Source organism: Pseudomonas sp. SWRI77 (assembly GCF_014269105.1).
GTDB lineage: Bacteria > Pseudomonadota > Gammaproteobacteria > Pseudomonadales > Pseudomonadaceae > Aquipseudomonas > Aquipseudomonas capeferrum.
Map to the genome: position 1 here is coordinate 121,183 of NZ_JABWRV010000012.1, position 16,593 is coordinate 137,775.

Consider the following 16,593-nt stretch of genomic DNA (forward strand, 5'->3'; position numbering starts at 1 on the left):
GCTCCTACAAGGACCGATGCCAGGCATTGGTAAGTGACCAAGCTTGCCACGTTGAGGCTCAGAGCTGAATATCACAGATCAATACTCGCTTCGCTCTGGATGTACCCAATGCCCGCTGCCTTACTCCCCGACCTGCTGCGCGCCAGCCTAGCGCCCTTGACCGATCGCCAGCCGTTGTCGGCGCAGGGTCGGGATTACCAGCATTTCTACGGCCTGGATCTGCCTGTACAGCGCTGGCTGGGTGGCTTCCAGGCGGCCGGGTTCGATGTGGTCGGGCAAGTCTGGCTACCACCGCAGCCGGTGGCCACCGTATTCCTGCTGCATGGCTATTACGACCACATGGGTCTCTATCGGCATGTGATCGAGTGGGCGCTGGGCCAGGGCTACGCGGTGATCAGCTGCGACTTGCCCGGGCATGGCCTATCCAGTGGTGAGCGGGCCAGTATCAGTGACTTCTCGCTGTATCAGCAGGTGCTCGATACCCTGTTCGAGCAAGCACGCAGGCTGGACCTGCCGCGCCCTTGGCACCTGTGCGGGCAGAGTACGGGTGGCGCCATCGTGGTCGACCACCTGTTGCACCGGGGCGAGCAAAGCCCGGCCGACGGACAGGTGATTCTGCTTGCGCCGCTGGTGCGGCCCAGTGCCTGGCGGTGGTCGAAGTTCAGCTACTGCGTGCTGCGCCATTTCGTCAACGGCATCGAACGGCGGTTCAGTGAGAACACCAATGACCCGGCATTCCTGACGTTCCTGGAGGCCGACCCGCTGCAACCGCGCCGCCTCCCGACCGCATGGGTCGGTGCAATGATCGCCTGGGTCAAGCGCATAGAAGCGGCGCCACGCAGCACGCGGCGGCCCTTGATCGTACAGGGTGAGGCGGATGGCACGGTAGACTGGCCCTACAACCTCGAAGTGCTCAAGGCCAAGTTCACCGAGCCGCAGATCCTGATGCTGCCCGACGCGCGGCACCACCTGGCCAATGAACTGCCCGGCATTCGCCAGCGTTACTTCGCCTTCATCGACCAGCGCCTGGGCTGATCACTTGAGGTCGGCAGCGCTCTGGCCCACCGCCAGCCCCGCTCGCACCGCCGCCAGTGCCGCCTGGTAATACGCCTTGCCTTCGGTCGATTCGGCGAAGGTGGCGAACGCTTCAAGCTCGGCGTCGGACAAGTCGCGGTAGACGTACAGCAAGGTATTGTTGAGGTCTTCGCCGATCTGGTTCATCAGCCGTTGGCGCTGGCCGTCGAGCAGGCCCTGGGCCTGGCCGCCGCCGAACAGGCCGGGGATCATCGAGCTGAGGCTGTCGGCGGCGACGCCGGCAATCGCCAGGCTGACTTCGGCACCCGCCTCGCGGGCTGGCAGCGCCCGGGCCAGGTGGCCGATGAGCAGCAAACGGTCGTCGCTGGCCTGGATCTTCGGCAGGCCTTTGGCATGCTTGGCCAATTGGTCCTTGCGCGTGGCCTGCAGTTCGGCGGCCACCACCTTGCGGCCCAGCGGCGACTGGAAGAAGGCCAGCGCGGGTGCGGGGTTGTTCAGGGTGGCACGCAGTTGCGCCTGGGCACGACGGTCCACGGCCTGGGCCTGGAAGCGCTGATTGCTGTTGTTGACCAGCGCTTGGTAGACCGCAGGCGGCAGGCTGTTGCGATAGCGTTCCTGGGCGGCGCTCAGGGCATCGTTGAAGTGGGCGCGCTGGTCGGGCCAGCCGGCGGCCTTGTACAGTTGATCCAGGTTGTCTGCCCAGACAGGCATGGCGCAGATCATCAGCAGAATCAGGGAAAACAGACGGCGCATTCAGGACTCCTGTCGGCAGGCTGCCATTGTCCTTGTCCCAGCGTCGGTTTGTCGAGATACCTGCGCGCTTCTCAGCCAAGTGGCGCTGTGCGAGTGCAGGGCTAATGGATATGATGCGCGCCATGCACACCTCCCCTGAACACCCGATGCTTGCGGCCGTCGTCGACGATCTGGCCACCCATGGCTGGTCCCAGCAGGCGCTCTTTCTGCCTGCCGACCTGGTGCGCGCGCTGGCGGCCGAGTGCCGACGCCGTGATGCCGAAGGCGAACTCAACCCGGCTGGGGTCGGGCGCGGGGCTTCACAGGAGGTACGCGAAGCGATCCGCGGCGACCAGATCCAGTGGATCGACCCCGGCCAGGCCGCCGCCTGCGACCAGTACCTGGCAGCCATGGACCAGCTACGCCTGGCCATCAACCAGGGGCTGTTTCTCGGCCTGGAAGACTTCGAATGCCATTTCGCCCTGTACCCACCAGGGGCGTTCTACCGCCGTCACCTGGATCGCTTCCGTGACGATGACCGGCGCATGGTCTCGGCGGTGTTCTACCTGAACGAGGGTTGGCAGCCGCAGGATGGCGGCCAGTTACGCATGTTCCTGGCCAATGGTGTCGAGCACGATGTGCAGCCTGTGGCCGGCTGCCTGGTGGTGTTTCTGGCGGGCGATGTGCCCCATGAGGTATTGCCGGCCGGGCGTGAGCGACTGTCGTTGACCGGCTGGTTCCGCAGGCGTGGCAATGACCCGTTCTGAGCTGCCGAAGGTACTGGTCAGCGCTTGCCTGCTGGGGCAGCCGGTGCGCTATGACGGCCGCGCCAGTGGCCACCCGGGCCTATTGCAGCTCTGGCAGGGCGAAGGGCGGGTGGTGCCGTTGTGCCCGGAAGTGGCCGGCGGCCTGCCGACCCCGCGCCCGCCTGCGGAGATCCCCGGCGGACAGGGCGGCGAGGTGCTCGACGGCCAGGCACAGGTGTTGACGGTAACCGGTGAGGACGTCAGCGACGCCTTCCTGGCGGGTGCTCAACTGGCATTGGCGCTGGTGCGCCGGCACGGGATTCGGGTCGCGGTGCTCAAGTCCGGCAGCCCCTCGTGTGGTAATCGCCTGACCTACGATGGCACCTTCAGTGGGGTGAAAGTGCCGGGGGAAGGGGTGACCACGGCCTTGCTGCGGCGCGAGGGGGTGCTGGTGTTCAGTGAGCTGGAGCTGGATGAAGCGCAGCAGGCACTGGCGAACGTGTAGGCGCGGTCACTGGCCTGCGGCCGTCTCCTGCACACCCTTGAACCACTTCTGCTCAAGCTCCGCCGTGCGCCCGCTGTCCTTGAGGCGCTGCAAGGCGTTGTTCACCGCGCTCTCGAATGCCGGGTTGTCCTTCTGGAACGGGATGACCAGCTTTTTCTCGCCAAAAGGCTGGCTCAGGTCGAACGGTGTATCGGCTTTGGGCGCGTTGTCCAACGGGGTCAGGGTGATGTCGTACTTGCCACTTTCGACACCTGGCAGCACTTCGGCCGCAGGCGTTTCGATGAACTCGGCACGCAGGTCCAGTTGGTTGGCCAACGCTTGGCCGAAGTCGATTTCAAAGCCCGTCAGGTGGTCGTTTTCTTTGAACGCATACGGCGAGTTGTCGGCCTGCACGGCAATGCGCAGTTCGCCCCGGTCGGCGATTTCGTCGATCAGCTCGGCTTGAGCCAATGGCGTGATCAGTACTGCCAGCAGTACACCTATGGTCGAACGCATGTAATGCCCCTTTATCCTTTGGCAAATGAATAACTTTCGCCACGACTTTCTTCCTCGTCGTGGTCGAGCGCAGCCTATGACCTTGAAGCCTTGGCGAGGTTTAACCCTAACTGAAATATTTCTCTTTGTGGGCTATGGTGAACTACCGCCGCCGATCGTTTGCAGGTGGCGGTCAATAAGTGAATCACAGGAGAAGTGAATGAACAGCCTATTTTCGCGTGCTGCCGTAGCCGGTCTGCTGATGGGGGCCTCGGTGTTCGCCAGTGCTGCGGATGCCCTGAAGAGCCAGGAGCCGCCCAAGGATGCCAAGGTCTTCATCGTTTCCCCCGCCGATGGCGCTACGGTCGACAAGACCTTCACCGTCAAGTTCGGCATCGAGGGCATGGGGCTAAAACCTGCGGGTGACCAGACCCCGCATACCGGGCATCACCATTTGCTGGTGGATGTCGACAAGCAGCCGGTGGCCGACATGCCGCTGCCAACCAGCCTGATGCCGGAGAACAACGCGCCGCTGCCGGCCGGCCCGCAAGTTCTGCACTTCGGCAAGGCACAGACCGAGGCGACCATTACCCTGACGCCGGGCAAGCACACCTTGCAGCTGGTGCTGGGTGACCAGTATCACGTGCCGTTCAAGCCGAGCGTTGAATCGAAGAAGGTCACGGTCACTGTGGAAGAGTGAAACAGGCCTGCGCAGCAGGCCCAGGATCCAAACGAAAAAGGGAGGCCACCAGGGCCTCCCTTTTTCATGATGCAGTGAAACTTAGAACAGTACGCGGGAGCGGATGGTGCCCTTGACGTGCTGCAGCTTCTCCTGCGCCAGGTCCGAGTATTCGGCGTCGACGTCGATTACCACGTAACCCACTTTCTCGTTGGTCTGCAGGAACTGACCGGAGATGTTGATGCCGTTCTCGGCGAAGACCTTGTTGATCTCGCTGAGCACGCCTGGGATGTTTTCGTGGATGTGCAGCAGGCGGTGTTTGCCTGGGTGCGCCGGCAGGGCAACTTCCGGGAAGTTGACCGAAGACACCGAAGTACCGTTGTCGCTGTACTTGACCAGCTTCTCGGCAACTTCCAGGCCGATGTTGGCCTGGGCCTCTGCGGTGGAACCACCGATGTGCGGGGTCAGGATCACGTTGTCCAGGCCGCGCAGCGGGCTTTCGAACTCTTCGTCGTTGGAGCGCGGCTCGACCGGGAATACGTCGATGGCGGCGCCGATCAGGTGCTTGTCCTTGATCGCGGCGGCCAGGTGATCCAGCTCGACCACGGTGCCGCGGGCGGCGTTGATCAGGATCGAACCCTTCTTCATCGCGCGGATTTCCTTCTCGCCGATCATCCACTGGGTGGATGGCAGCTCAGGCACGTGCAGCGACACGATATCGGCCAGGCCCAGCAGCTCGTGCAGGCTGGCGACCTGTACAGCGTTGCCCAGCGGCAGCTTGGTCAGCGGGTCGAAGAAGTAGACCTGCATGCCCAGGTTCTCGGCCAGGACCGACAGTTGGGTGCCGATCGAGCCGTAGCCGACGATGCCCAGCTTCTTGCCGCGGATCTCGAAGGAATTGGCCGCGCTCTTGATCCAGCCGCCACGGTGGCAGGAAGCGTTCTTCTCAGGGATGCCGCGCAGCAGCAGGATGGCTTCGGCCAGCACCAGCTCGGCCACCGAACGGGTGTTGGAGTACGGTGCGTTGAACACGGCGATACCGCGCTCGCGGGCCGCTTCCAGGTCGACCTGGTTGGTACCGATGCAGAAGCAGCCAACCGCGACCAGCTTCTTCGCACAGTCGAAGATCTCTTCGGTCAGTTGCGTGCGCGAACGGATGCCGATGAAGTGGGCATCGGCGATCTTTTCCTTCAGCTCGGCTTCCGGCAACGAACCAGTGAGGTATTCGATGTTGGTGTAGCCGGCAGCCTTGAGGGTATCGACCGCGTTCTGGTGCACACCTTCAAGAAGAAGGAACCGGATCTTGCTCTTGTCGAGAGAAGTCTTGCTCATCTGCGTAAACCTGTATCCCGGAGAAAAAATGGCGAGGGGTGATGCTAGGCGCGGCATCGGCCTTAGCATGAACAGCGGGAGGGCTATGCTAGCATACGCGACACAATCTGAGCTTATCCCGACAGGTGAAGAGTGCTCAGGGTGACTATGAATAAGTCGAGAGTTCCAGCGATGAACCACCCCGCTGTTATTGATGAACTGATGACCCTTGTCGACCCTGGCAAGGTCCTGACCGACGCGGCTTCCCTCGAAGCCTATGGCAAGGACTGGACCAAGCATTACCCGCCCGCGCCGACTGCCATTGTGTTGCCCAAGACTGTCGAGCAAGTGCAGGCGATTGTGCGCTGGGCCAATGCGCACAAGGTGGCCTTGGTGCCATCTGGCGGGCGCACCGGGCTTTCCGGTGGCGCGGTGGCCGCCAATGGTGAAGTCGTGGTCGCCTTCGACTACATGAACCAGATTCTCGATTTCAATGCCTTCGACCGCACCGTGGTCTGCCAGCCAGGGGTGATCACTCGGCAGCTGCAGGCCTATGCCGAAGAACAGGGCCTGTATTACCCGGTGGACTTCGCCTCCAGCGGCTCCAGCCAGATTGGCGGCAACATCGGTACCAATGCCGGCGGGATCAAGGTCATTCGTTACGGCATGACCCGCAACTGGGTGGCCGGGCTGAAAGTGGTCACCGGCAAGGGCGAGCTGCTGGAACTGAACAAAGACCTGATCAAGAACGCCACCGGCTACGACCTGCGCCAGCTGTTCATTGGCGCCGAGGGCACGCTGGGCTTCGTGGTCGAGGCGACCATGCGCCTGGACCGCGCCCCGCGCAACCTCACCGCGATGGTGCTGGGCACGCCGGACTTCGACTCGATCATGCCGGTGCTGCATGCCTTCCAGGGCAAGCTCGACCTGACCGCCTTCGAGTTCTTCTCCGACAAGGGCCTGGCCAAGATCATGGGCCGTGGCGACGTGCCGGCGCCGTTCGAGACCGATTGCCCGTTCTATGCGCTGCTGGAGTTCGAGGCCAGTACCGAGGAGGTCGCCAACGAAGCCTTGGCTACCTTCGAGCACTGCGTCGAGCAAGGCTGGGTGCTGGACGGGGTGATGAGCCAGAGCGAAACCCAGCTCAAAAACCTGTGGAAGCTGCGCGAGTACTTGTCCGATACCATCTCGCACTGGACACCGTACAAGAACGACATTTCCGTCACCGTGTCGAAAGTGCCCGCGTTCCTGCGTGATATCGACGCCATCGTCGCAGAGCATTACCCGGACTACGAAGTGGTTTGGTACGGCCATATCGGCGACGGCAACCTGCACCTGAACATCCTCAAACCCGACGCCATGAGCAAGGATGACTTCTTTGCCTCGTGCGCCAAGGTCAACAAGTGGGTGTTCGAAATCGTCCAGCGCTACAACGGCTCGATCTCCGCCGAGCATGGTGTGGGCATGACCAAGCGCGACTACCTGGGCTACAGCCGCTCGCCCGAAGAAATCGCCTGCATGAAGGCAATAAAGGCCGTCTTCGACCCTAACGGCATCATGAATCCGGGTAAGATCTTCGCACCCGTATAAAAAGCAGTATCCAGAGGAGTCGGCCATGAGTTACCAGCACCAGTACGTAGACGGCACGCGCATTCACTTCCCGATGGGCAAGGTGGTGTGCATCGGCCGCAACTATGCCGAGCATGCCAAGGAACTGGACAACCCCATCCCCAGCGAGCCGTTGCTGTTCATCAAGCCGGGTAGCTGCGTGGTGCCGCTGGAAGGTGGTTTCAAGATCCCGACCGACCGTGGTGCCGTGCACTACGAGGCCGAGATCGCCGTGCTGATTGGCAAGCCGCTGTCCACCCGGCCGACCGAAGAGGAGGTGCTCGACGCCATCTCCGGTTTCGCCCCGGCGCTCGACCTGACCCTGCGCGACGTGCAAGCCAAGCTCAAGGAAAAGGGCCTGCCGTGGGAGCTGAGCAAGAGCTTCGACGGCGCCTGCGTGCTGCCGCCGTTCGTTTCGGCGTCCAGTTTCGAGGACGTGACCGACATCCCGGTGCGCCTTACCCTCAATGGCGAAGTGGTGCAGGACGGCACCAGCGCGATGATGCTCAACCCGATCGTGCCGATCATCCAGCACATCGCTGCGCATTTCTCGCTGCAGGCCGGCGACGTGATTCTGACCGGTACACCCGCTGGCGTAGGCCCGTTCAATGTCGGTGATGAGCTGGTGCTGGAACTGCCAGGTGTCAGCCGCTTCGAAAGCCGGGTGCTCTAACCTGGCACCGCCTTGTGTAGGAGCGGCCTTGCGTCGCGAACGGGCCGCAAAGCGGCCCCTCGAGCTGGTGCTGGAACTGCCGGGTGTCAGCCGCTTCGAAAGCCGGGTGCTCTAACCTGGCACCGCCTTGTGTAGGAACGGCCTTGCGTCGCGAACGGGCCGCAAAGCGGCCCCCTCGATTTCAGCGTCGCCGCCAATATCCCGGGGCTGCTTCGCACCCCTTTCCGACCGGTCCGGCGCCCCGGCAAGGCCGCGCCTACACACACGCGGATGTAACCTGACGGGTTTTTACCGTTTTTTCACACGGCATCTGGATAATGCGCAAACCTTCGCCCATTCACCCAGGATAACTCTGCATGGCATTGCCTTCCGGCGCCCCCGTTTCTGCAAAGCCCAAGCGACGCTTCTACCTGCGCTGGCCCTTTGGCCTGGCAGTTGCTGCGGTCATCGGCTATGGCGTCGCCGTGGCCATGCACTGGGATGACCGCGCGGTGCTGTGGATCCAGGAAAGCTTTGAAAGCACGGCCGAGCAGAGCGAGAGCGTGTGGTTGCCGGCCTACCAGGTCGATATCGACGCCAAACCTCTGCCGGGCATGGACGATGACGAAGCCTCGGACATCGCCTTCAACCCGCAAACCCGCACCCTGTTCGCCGTCATGGGCAAGAACCCGTTCCTGGTCGAGCTGAGCCTGGACGGCAATGTGCTGCGCCAGATCCCGCTGCACGGCTGGAACAACCCGGAAGGGGTGGCGGTGATGGAGGGTGGGCACCTGGCGATCGTCGACGAGCGGCTGCACGACCTGACCGTGGTCAAGGTGGATGCGCACACCACAGCGCTCAACCACGGCGATTTCCCAAGCTACGACCTGGGCAAGTCGGTGAAGAGCAACAAGGGCTTCGAAGCTGTGGCCTGGGACCCTTTGCGCCAACGCCTGGTGATCGGCGAAGAGCGCCCGCCCAAGCTCTACACCTGGAGCACCGATGGCCGGAGCCCGCTCAAGGGCGACAAACAGCCGCTGCCCAGTGATGAACTCGACCTGCGCAACCTTTCGGCCCTTGGCGTGGACCCGCGTACCGGGCACCTGCTGGTGCTGTCGGCAGACTCCAACATGTTGCTGGAGCTGGATGAGCAGGGCCAGCAAGTGAGCTTCATGACCTTGCTGGGTGGTTTCAACGGCCTTGAAGACACCATTCCGCGTGCCGAAGGCGTGGCCATGGACGACAAGGGCAACCTGTACATGGTCAGCGAGCCGGCGCTTTTCTATCGTTTCAAGAAAAACTGACACGATCATCTGATTTTTCGGATGATGGCATTAAGCTTTAGTTCAGTTGTTCGTGGTTAGATTCGCCACCCCTTCGTCGAGTCTGCCTCAAATGCGTCGTTTTCTTCGCCTGTCACTGATCCCGGCCTTCATTGGCCTGCTCTTGCTCGGTTGGGCCGGGCAAGAGTTTCGCCTGTTCGAGCGGGGCTGGTTCAACCTCAAGACCTGGTGGCAGCCTGCCGAACAAGGCATTGGCCTGGACCGCTATCGGGTAGTGGTCGAGGCACAGCCTGTCGAGGGCCTGGATGACGACATTTCGGCCCTGACCTACGACCCCGACCGCAAGACCCTGTTCACCGTCACCAATGCACGCTCGGAGCTGATCGAGCTGTCGCTGGACGGCCGCATCCTGCGGCGGGTGCCGCTGACCGGCTTCGGCGACCCGGAAGCGGTGGAGTACGTGGGGCCCAACAGTTATGTGATCACCGATGAACGCCAGCAGCGGCTGATTCGCGTGCGCCTTGATGACGACACGCTGTTCCTCGATGCCGGTGATGCCGAGCAGTTGACCCTGGGCATTGGCCTGAACGGCAACAAGGGCTTCGAGGGGTTGGCTTACGACTCGGCCGGTAAGCGCTTGTTCGTGGCCAAGGAGCGTGACCCGATGCTGATCTACGAAGTGCATGGCTTCCCGCATGAAAACCCCGAGCAGCCTTATGCCGTGAATGTGGTGCAGGATCGCAAGCGTGATTCGCGTTTGTTCGTGCGGGATCTGTCCAGTTTGCAGTTCGATGAACGCAGCGGCCACCTGCTGGCGTTGTCGGATGAATCGCGGCTGGTGCTGGAGCTCGACGTGAAGGGCAGGCCGCTGAGCACCCTGTCGTTGCGCAAGGGTTACCAGGGGTTGAAGCAGACGGTGCCGCAGGCGGAAGGGATCGCCATGGACGAGGCGGGGACCATTTACCTGGTCAGTGAGCCGAACCTGTTCTATGTGTTCAAGCAGCCGGCAGATTGATTGGCCTTGAGGGCCGCTTCGCGGGGCAAAGCCCGCCCCACAGACGCCCCCGCTGGATTGAAAAGGCGGGGATCTATGGGCGCGGCGGTTCGGCGATCCGACTTGCCCCGCGAAGGAGGGGTTACTCGGCCTTCAGGCTCTGCACGCCTTCAGCGGTGCCCAGCAGCAGCAGGTCTGCCGGACGTGCCGCGAACAGGCCGTTGGTGACCACGCCGACGATCGCATTGATCTGCGCTTCCAGCTCGACCGGGTTGGTGATCTGCAGGTTGTACACATCCAGGATCACGTTGCCGTTGTCGGTCAGCACGCCTTCACGGTACACCGGGTCACCGCCCAGTTTGACCAGCTGGCGCGCCACGTGGCTGCGGGCCATCGGGATCACTTCGACCGGCAGCGGGAAGGCGCCCAGCACCGGCACCAGCTTGCTGGCATCGGCGATGCAAATGAAGGTCTTGGCCACGGCCGCGACGATCTTCTCGCGGGTCAGGGCCGCGCCACCGCCTTTGATCAGGTTCAGGTGCGCGTCGCTCTCGTCGGCACCGTCGACATAGAACTCCAGCTCGCTGACGCTGTTCAGCTCGTAGACCGGGATGCCATGGCCCTTCAGACGCTGGGCAGTGGCCTCGGAGCTGGCGACCGCGCCATCGAAGGCGGTCTTGTGCTGAGCCAGGGCGTCGATGAAGAAGTTGGCGGTCGAACCGGTACCGACGCCGACAACGCTCTTTTCATCCAGCTTGGGCAGAATGAAGTCGACAGCGGCCTGGGCGACGGCCTGTTTGAGTTGGTCCTGGGTCATGCGGGCTCCGAGAGGGGCGGGGGAGGTTTCAAAGGGGCTTAGTATAACGGCTTGCGCGGCTTTGCTGTGGTCGCCCGACGTAGCGCTGGGGTAGACTCGCAGCCCTTGTCCTGCGGCCAGTGATGCTTTCCCGATGCTCGAACAGTACGTCAAGAAGATCCTCACCTCGCGCGTCTACGACGTCGCTGTCGAAACCCCGCTGCAAAGCGCCGGGCAGCTGAGCAAGCGCCTGGGCAACCAGATTTTGCTCAAGCGTGAAGACCTGCAGCCGGTGTTCTCGTTCAAGATCCGTGGGGCGTACAACAAGCTGGCGCAATTGAGCCCGGAAGAGCTGGCCCGCGGTGTGGTCACCGCTTCGGCCGGCAACCATGCCCAGGGCCTGGCCCTGGCGGCCCGCCAGCTGGGTATCAAGGCCACGATCGTGATGCCCAAGACCACCCCGGAGATCAAGATCGAAGGCGTGCGTTCGCGTGGCGGCAAGGTGGTGCTGCATGGCGACTCGTTCCCCGAGGCGCTGGCCTACTCGCTGAAGCTGGTCGACGAAAAGGGCTTCGTCTATATCCACCCTTATGATGACCCGCACACCATCGCCGGCCAGGGCACCGTGGCCATGGAAATCCTGCGTCAGCACCCAGGCCGGCTGGACGCGATCTTCGTGCCGGTCGGTGGCGGCGGCCTGATCGCCGGTATCGCTGCCTACGTGAAGTACCTGCGCCCGGAAATCAAGGTGATCGGCGTCGAGCCGGACGACTCCAACTGCTTGCAGGCCGCCATGGCTGCGGGCGAGCGCGTGGTGCTGCCGCAGGTCGGGCTGTTCGCCGACGGTGTGGCGGTGGCGCAGATCGGCCAGCACACGTTCGATATTTGCCGCCTGCACGTGGATGAGGTGGTTACCGTCAGTACTGACGAGATCTGCGCAGCAATCAAGGATATCTACGACGATACCCGCTCGATCACCGAGCCTGCCGGGGCGCTGGGTGTTGCCGGCATCAAGAAGTATGTCGAGCTGTACGGCGTGACCGGCCAGACCCTGGTCGCCATCGATTCGGGCGCCAACGTGAACTTCGATCGCCTGCGCCATGTGGCCGAGCGGGCCGAACTGGGCGAGAAGCGCGAGGCGATTATCGCCGTCACCATCCCCGAGCGCCCTGGCAGCTTCAAGGCCTTCTGCGAAGCGATCGGCAAACGCCAGATCACCGAATTCAACTACCGCAAGCACACCTCCGACGAGGCGCATATCTTCGTCGGCGTGCAGACCCACCCGGACAACGACCCGCGCGCGGTGCTGGTGCAGCAGTTGATCGAGCAGGGCTTCCCGGTCACCGACCTGACCGACAACGAACTGGCCAAGCTGCACATCCGGCACATGGTCGGTGGCCATTCGGCCGGTGCCAGTGATGAGATCGTGCTGCGCTTCGAGTTCCCGGAGCGTCCGGGTGCGTTGTTCAACTTCCTCAACAAACTGGGCGGGCGCTGGAATATCTCGATGTTCCACTACCGTAACCACGGCGCGGCCGACGGGCGTGTGGTGGCGGGGCTGCAGGTGCCAGAGGACGAGCGCCACCTGGTGCCGGCGGCCTTGGCGAAAATCGGCTACCCGTATTGGGACGAGACCGAGAACCCGGCTTACCGGCTGTTTCTGGGCTGAGCGGCTAAGCTGGGGCTGACGGCCTGCACAAGGACAATCGAAACATGGAACACCTGACCACACTCAAAACCTTGCACATCCTCGCCACCGCGCTGCTGCTTCTGGGCGCGCTGGGCCTGGCGACCTGGACGGTTCGCGCCCGCAGGCTGGGCGATGGCGAGGCTTACGGCAAATTGCTGCGGCGGCCGCTGGTGTTTGTCTGGCTGGTCATGGGCCTGTGCCTGGTGAGCATGCCGTTCACGGGCTGGTGGCTGGTGCACCTGGTGGGCTGGCCGCTGGGGCAGACCTGGGTGCTGGCCTCCAGCGTCATCTATACCTTCGGGGCATTGGCGGTGTGGTGGCTGATGGTGCGCTTGAATCGGCTGCGTAAGGCTGAGGTGGTGGGGTTGCGGTTTACCTTGGCCTTGGCGGTGTTCAGCGGGGTGTGCTTCCTGTCGATTGCCGGACTGATGGGCGCCAAGCCTGTCTGAACCTGCCGGCCGCTTCGCAGGTATCCGCCAAGCGGCCGACACAGAAAACATCAATCCCTCAGCGAAATTACCGGCCACCCGCGCTGCTGCGCCTCCGCCTGCAGGTTAGGGTCCGGGTCCACCGCCACCGGGTGAGTCACCTGCTGCAGCAACGGCAAGTCATTCATCGAATCGCTATAGAAATAGCTGTCTGCCAGGTCATAGTCGTTTTCCAGCATCCAGCGCTGCAACCTCGTCACCTTCCCTTCACGGAAACACGGTATATCGGTACTGCGCCCGGTAAAGCGGCCATCACGGGTTTCGCATTCGGTCGCCAGCAGGGTGCGCACGCCCAGGCGGCGGGCAATCGGCGCGGTCACGAAACGGTTGGTGGCAGTGATGATTACCAGTTTGTCGCCCGCTTCGCGGTGCTGCTGCAGCAATGCCAGGGCCTTGGGCAGGATGATCGGCTCGATGCAGTCGCGCATGAAATCGCGGTGCCACGCGTCGAGCTGGGCCGTAGGCGTTGCCGCGAGAATCTCCATGGAAAAGGCCAGGTAGGCCTGCAGGTCCAGGGTGCCGTGCAGGTAGTCCTGGTAGAAGGCATCGTTGCGTTGTTTGTAGGCAACCGGGTCGAGAATGCCGCGCTCGCACAGATAGTCACCCCAGGCATGGTCGCTGTCGCCACCGAGGAGGGTATTGTCCAGGTCGAATAAAGCCAGGCGCATCGCGTTCACTCGCATCAGCCACAGGGTAGGCCCGCAGAATACGGAGTTTTCACCTCGCTGCACATAAGCTTGGCGGGCGCGTTGCTGCGCTCGCAGGCTTTGTGGAACAATGCGGTGACATGCGTTTGCGAGGTTGCTGCCGTGATCGACCCGGATGGTTTTCGCCCCAATGTCGGGATCATTCTCACGAATGATGCCGGGCAGGTGCTATGGGCTCGACGGATCAACCAGGATGCCTGGCAATTCCCCCAGGGTGGTATCAACCCTGACGAGACGCCGGAAGATGCCCTGTACCGCGAGCTGAACGAAGAAGTTGGCCTTGAACGCGATGATGTGGAAATTCTTGCCTGCACCCGCGGCTGGTTGCGTTATCGTTTACCCCAGCGTCTGGTGCGTACGCACAGCCAGCCGCTGTGCATCGGCCAGAAACAGAAGTGGTTTCTGCTGCGTCTGGTCAGCAATGAACAAAGGGTACGGATGGACCTGACGGGCAAGCCGGAGTTCGACGGCTGGCGCTGGGTCAGCTATTGGTACCCGCTGGGCCAGGTTGTGACATTCAAGCGCGAGGTCTACCGTCGCGCCCTGAAAGAGCTAGCACCGCGTCTGCTGACGCGCGACTGACGACGGAGTTCGACCCCGAGCCATGCTCAATACGCTGCGCAAGATCGTCCAGGAAGTGAACTCCGCCAAAGATCTCAAGACGGCGTTGGGGATCATTGTCTTGCGCGTCAAGGAGGCCATGGGCAGCCAGGTCTGCTCGGTCTATCTGCTCGACCCGGAAACCAACCGCTTCGTGCTGATGGCCTCCGAGGGCCTGAACAAGCGTTCGATCGGCAAGGTCAGCATGGCCCCCAACGAGGGCCTGGTCGGCCTGGTCGGTACCCGGGAAGAGCCGCTGAACCTGGAAAACGCCGCCGATCACCCGCGTTATCGCTACTTTGCCGAAACCGGTGAAGAAAAATTCGCCTCCTTCCTGGGTGCGCCGATCATTCACCACCGTCGTGTGGTTGGGGTATTGGTCATCCAGCAGAAGGAGCGCCGCCAGTTCGATGAGGGCGAAGAAGCCTTCCTGGTCACCATGAGCGCCCAGCTCGCCGGGGTTATCGCCCATGCCGAGGCGACTGGCTCGATTCGTGGCCTGGGCCGCCAGGGCAAGGGCATCCAGGAAGCTCGCTTCGTCGGTGTGCCGGGCTCGCCAGGCGCTGCCGTGGGGCGTGCGGTGGTGATGCTGCCGCCTGCCGACCTCGAAGTGGTGCCGGACAAGACCGTCGAAGACATCGACGCTGAACTCAAGCTGTTCCAGAACGCCCTTGAAGGCGTGCGCGCCGACATGCGCAAGCTGTCGGCAAAGCTGGCCACCCAGCTGCGCCCCGAAGAGCGCGCCTTGTTCGACGTGTACCTGATGATGCTCGAGGACGCCGCCCTGGGTGGCGAAGTGACCGAGGTCATCAAGACCGGCCAGTGGGCCCAGGGCGCGTTGCGCCAGGTGGTCGGCGAGCACGTCAACCGCTTCGAACTGATGGACGACGACTACCTGCGTGAGCGGGCTTCGGACGTCAAGGACCTTGGCCGCCGACTGCTGGCCTACCTGCAGGAGGCACGCTCGCAGTCGCTGGTGTACGCCGACAACACCATCCTGGTCAGCGAAGAACTGACCCCGGCGATGCTCGGCGAAGTGCCTGAAGGCAAGCTGGTCGGCCTGGTTTCGGTACTGGGCTCGGGCAACTCCCACGTCGCTATCCTGGCCCGTGCCATGGGTATCCCCACGGTGATGGGCCTGGTCGACCTGCCGTATTCGAAGGTCGACGGCATCGAGCTGATCGTCGACGGTTACAAGGGTGAGGTGTTCACCAACCCCAGCGACGTGCTGCGCAAGCAGTACAGCGAAGTGGTCGAGGAGGAGCGCCAGCTGGCGCAGGGCCTGGATGCACTGCGTGAGCTGCCTTGCATCACCCCCGACGGCCACCGTATGCCGCTGTGGGTCAACACCGGCCTGCTGGCCGACGTCGCACGTGCCCAGCAGCGCGGCGCCGAAGGGGTAGGCCTGTACCGCACCGAAGTGCCGTTCATGATCAACCAGCGCTTCCCCAGCGAGAAAGAGCAGCTGGCGATCTACCGTGAGCAACTGGCGGCCTTTCACCCGCTGCCGGTGACCATGCGTACCCTGGATATCGGCGGGGACAAGGCGCTGTCGTACTTCCCGATCAAGGAAGAAAACCCCTTCCTGGGTTGGCGCGGCATCCGCGTCACCCTCGACCACCCGGAAATCTTCCTGGTCCAGACCCGCGCGATGCTCAAGGCCAGCGAAGGCCTGAACAACCTGCGTATCCTGCTGCCAATGATTTCCGGCATCCATGAGCTGGAAGAAGCCCTGCACCTGATTCACCGCGCCTGGGGCGAGGTGCGTGACGAAGGCACCGATGTGCCGATGCCACCGGTTGGGGTGATGGTCGAAATCCCCGCGGCGGTGTACCAGACCAAGGAGCTGGCGCGGCAGGTCGACTTCCTGTCGGTCGGTTCCAACGACCTGACCCAATACCTGCTGGCAGTCGACCGTAACAACCCACGGGTCGCCGACCTGTACGACTACCTGCACCCGGCGGTGCTGCAGGCGCTCAATACCGTGGTGCGCGATGCCCACGGCGAGGGCAAGCCGGTGAGCATCTGCGGTGAGATGGCCGGTGACCCGGCGGCGGCGGTACTGTTGATGGCCATGGGCTTCGACAGCCTGTCGATGAACGCCACCAACCTGCCCAAGGTGAAGTGGATGCTGCGCCAGATCAACATGAGCAAGGCCAAGGAACTGCTGACCGATGCCATGAGCCATGACAACCCGCAGGTTATCCACAGCTCGTTGCAGCTGGCGTTGAAGAACCTTGGGCTGGCGCGGATGATCGGGCCTGGGGCCAACAAGACCCTCTGATACCTGCCC

Annotated in this window: 17 protein-coding genes; 12 read left to right on the plus strand and 5 right to left on the minus strand. The window is 62.9% G+C overall.

Going from position 1 to position 16,593, the window contains the following annotated elements; genetic code table 11:
• Positions 1–108: 108 nt before the first annotated feature.
• Positions 109–1,035 (plus strand): alpha/beta hydrolase, encoded by a 927-nt coding sequence (locus HU766_RS13965; RefSeq protein ID WP_186657748.1) that lies wholly within the window; start codon positions 109–111, stop codon positions 1,033–1,035.
• Here HU766_RS13965 and HU766_RS13970 read toward each other — a convergent pair whose 3' ends face one another.
• Positions 1,036–1,788, minus strand: a complete 753-nt coding sequence (locus tag HU766_RS13970) for a DUF2059 domain-containing protein (protein WP_186657751.1) — start codon at positions 1,786–1,788, stop codon at positions 1,036–1,038.
• Positions 1,789–1,901: 113 nt separating this feature from the next.
• Between HU766_RS13970 and HU766_RS13975 the strand changes: the two genes are divergently transcribed.
• Both HU766_RS13975 and HU766_RS13980 read left to right on the plus strand, forming a co-directional pair.
• Positions 1,902–2,534: a 2OG-Fe(II) oxygenase gene (locus tag HU766_RS13975; RefSeq protein WP_033702087.1), complete on the plus strand. Its 633-nt coding sequence runs from the start codon at positions 1,902–1,904 to the stop codon at positions 2,532–2,534.
• Complete coding sequence (locus HU766_RS13980; RefSeq protein WP_186657754.1) at positions 2,521–3,018, plus strand: DUF523 domain-containing protein; 498 nt, start codon at positions 2,521–2,523, stop codon at positions 3,016–3,018. Before HU766_RS13975 ends, HU766_RS13980 begins: the two co-directional genes overlap by 14 nt.
• A gap of 6 nt (positions 3,019–3,024) precedes the next feature.
• On the opposite strand, the gene HU766_RS13985 is transcribed toward HU766_RS13980, so the two are convergent.
• Positions 3,025–3,513, minus strand: coding sequence for a transporter substrate-binding domain-containing protein (locus HU766_RS13985; RefSeq protein ID WP_186657757.1), 489 nt, complete (start codon positions 3,511–3,513; stop codon positions 3,025–3,027).
• A gap of 199 nt (positions 3,514–3,712) precedes the next feature.
• On the opposite strand from HU766_RS13985, the gene HU766_RS13990 reads away from it, so the two are divergent.
• The gene (locus HU766_RS13990) at positions 3,713–4,192 is read left to right on the plus strand and encodes a DUF4399 domain-containing protein (protein ID WP_186657759.1); all 480 of its coding nucleotides are present in this window, start codon (positions 3,713–3,715) and stop codon (positions 4,190–4,192) included.
• A gap of 81 nt (positions 4,193–4,273) precedes the next feature.
• Here the strand turns inward: HU766_RS13990 and serA are convergent, their stop codons facing one another.
• Positions 4,274–5,503 (minus strand): phosphoglycerate dehydrogenase, encoded by a 1,230-nt coding sequence (gene serA, locus HU766_RS13995; RefSeq protein ID WP_027592284.1) that lies wholly within the window; start codon positions 5,501–5,503, stop codon positions 4,274–4,276.
• A gap of 171 nt (positions 5,504–5,674) precedes the next feature.
• Here serA and HU766_RS14000 point away from each other — a divergent pair, with 171 nt between their 5' ends.
• The 4 genes from HU766_RS14000 (at position 5,675) to HU766_RS14015 (ending at position 10,040) form a co-directional block, all read left to right on the plus strand.
• A complete protein-coding gene (locus HU766_RS14000) occupies positions 5,675–7,072 on the plus strand; it encodes an FAD-binding oxidoreductase (protein ID WP_186657762.1) in 1,398 nt (465 codons plus the stop codon).
• 25 nt (positions 7,073–7,097) lie between these two features.
• Positions 7,098–7,763 (plus strand): fumarylacetoacetate hydrolase family protein, encoded by a 666-nt coding sequence (locus HU766_RS14005; protein ID WP_186657765.1) that lies wholly within the window; start codon positions 7,098–7,100, stop codon positions 7,761–7,763.
• A 356-nt stretch (positions 7,764–8,119) separates the two neighbouring features.
• Positions 8,120–9,046 carry an SdiA-regulated domain-containing protein gene (locus HU766_RS14010; protein ID WP_186657769.1) on the plus strand — a complete coding sequence of 309 codons (927 nt, stop codon included), beginning with the start codon at positions 8,120–8,122 and terminating at the stop codon, positions 9,044–9,046.
• Between the two features lie 91 nt (positions 9,047–9,137).
• Positions 9,138–10,040, plus strand: a complete 903-nt coding sequence (locus tag HU766_RS14015; protein WP_033702078.1) for an SdiA-regulated domain-containing protein — start codon at positions 9,138–9,140, stop codon at positions 10,038–10,040.
• A 121-nt stretch (positions 10,041–10,161) separates the two neighbouring features.
• Here the strand turns inward: HU766_RS14015 and rpiA are convergent, their stop codons facing one another.
• Complete coding sequence (gene rpiA, locus HU766_RS14020; RefSeq protein WP_033702077.1) at positions 10,162–10,836, minus strand: ribose-5-phosphate isomerase RpiA; 675 nt, start codon at positions 10,834–10,836, stop codon at positions 10,162–10,164.
• 133 nt (positions 10,837–10,969) lie between these two features.
• On the opposite strand from rpiA, the gene ilvA reads away from it, so the two are divergent.
• A complete protein-coding gene (gene ilvA / locus HU766_RS14025) occupies positions 10,970–12,484 on the plus strand; it encodes a threonine ammonia-lyase, biosynthetic (protein ID WP_186657786.1) in 1,515 nt (504 codons plus the stop codon).
• Between the two features lie 44 nt (positions 12,485–12,528).
• Positions 12,529–12,954, plus strand: a complete 426-nt coding sequence (locus HU766_RS14030) for a DUF2269 family protein (protein ID WP_186657790.1) — start codon at positions 12,529–12,531, stop codon at positions 12,952–12,954.
• Between the two features lie 50 nt (positions 12,955–13,004).
• Here HU766_RS14030 and HU766_RS14035 read toward each other — a convergent pair whose 3' ends face one another.
• Positions 13,005–13,661 carry an HAD family hydrolase gene (locus tag HU766_RS14035; RefSeq protein WP_033702072.1) on the minus strand — a complete coding sequence of 219 codons (657 nt, stop codon included), beginning with the start codon at positions 13,659–13,661 and terminating at the stop codon, positions 13,005–13,007.
• Positions 13,662–13,802: 141 nt separating this feature from the next.
• Here HU766_RS14035 and HU766_RS14040 point away from each other — a divergent pair, with 141 nt between their 5' ends.
• Complete coding sequence (locus HU766_RS14040; RefSeq protein WP_003249017.1) at positions 13,803–14,282, plus strand: RNA pyrophosphohydrolase; 480 nt, start codon at positions 13,803–13,805, stop codon at positions 14,280–14,282.
• 22 nt (positions 14,283–14,304) lie between these two features.
• Positions 14,305–16,584 carry a phosphoenolpyruvate--protein phosphotransferase gene (gene ptsP, locus HU766_RS14045; RefSeq protein WP_033702071.1) on the plus strand — a complete coding sequence of 760 codons (2,280 nt, stop codon included), beginning with the start codon at positions 14,305–14,307 and terminating at the stop codon, positions 16,582–16,584.
• Positions 16,585–16,593: the final 9 nt, after the last annotated feature.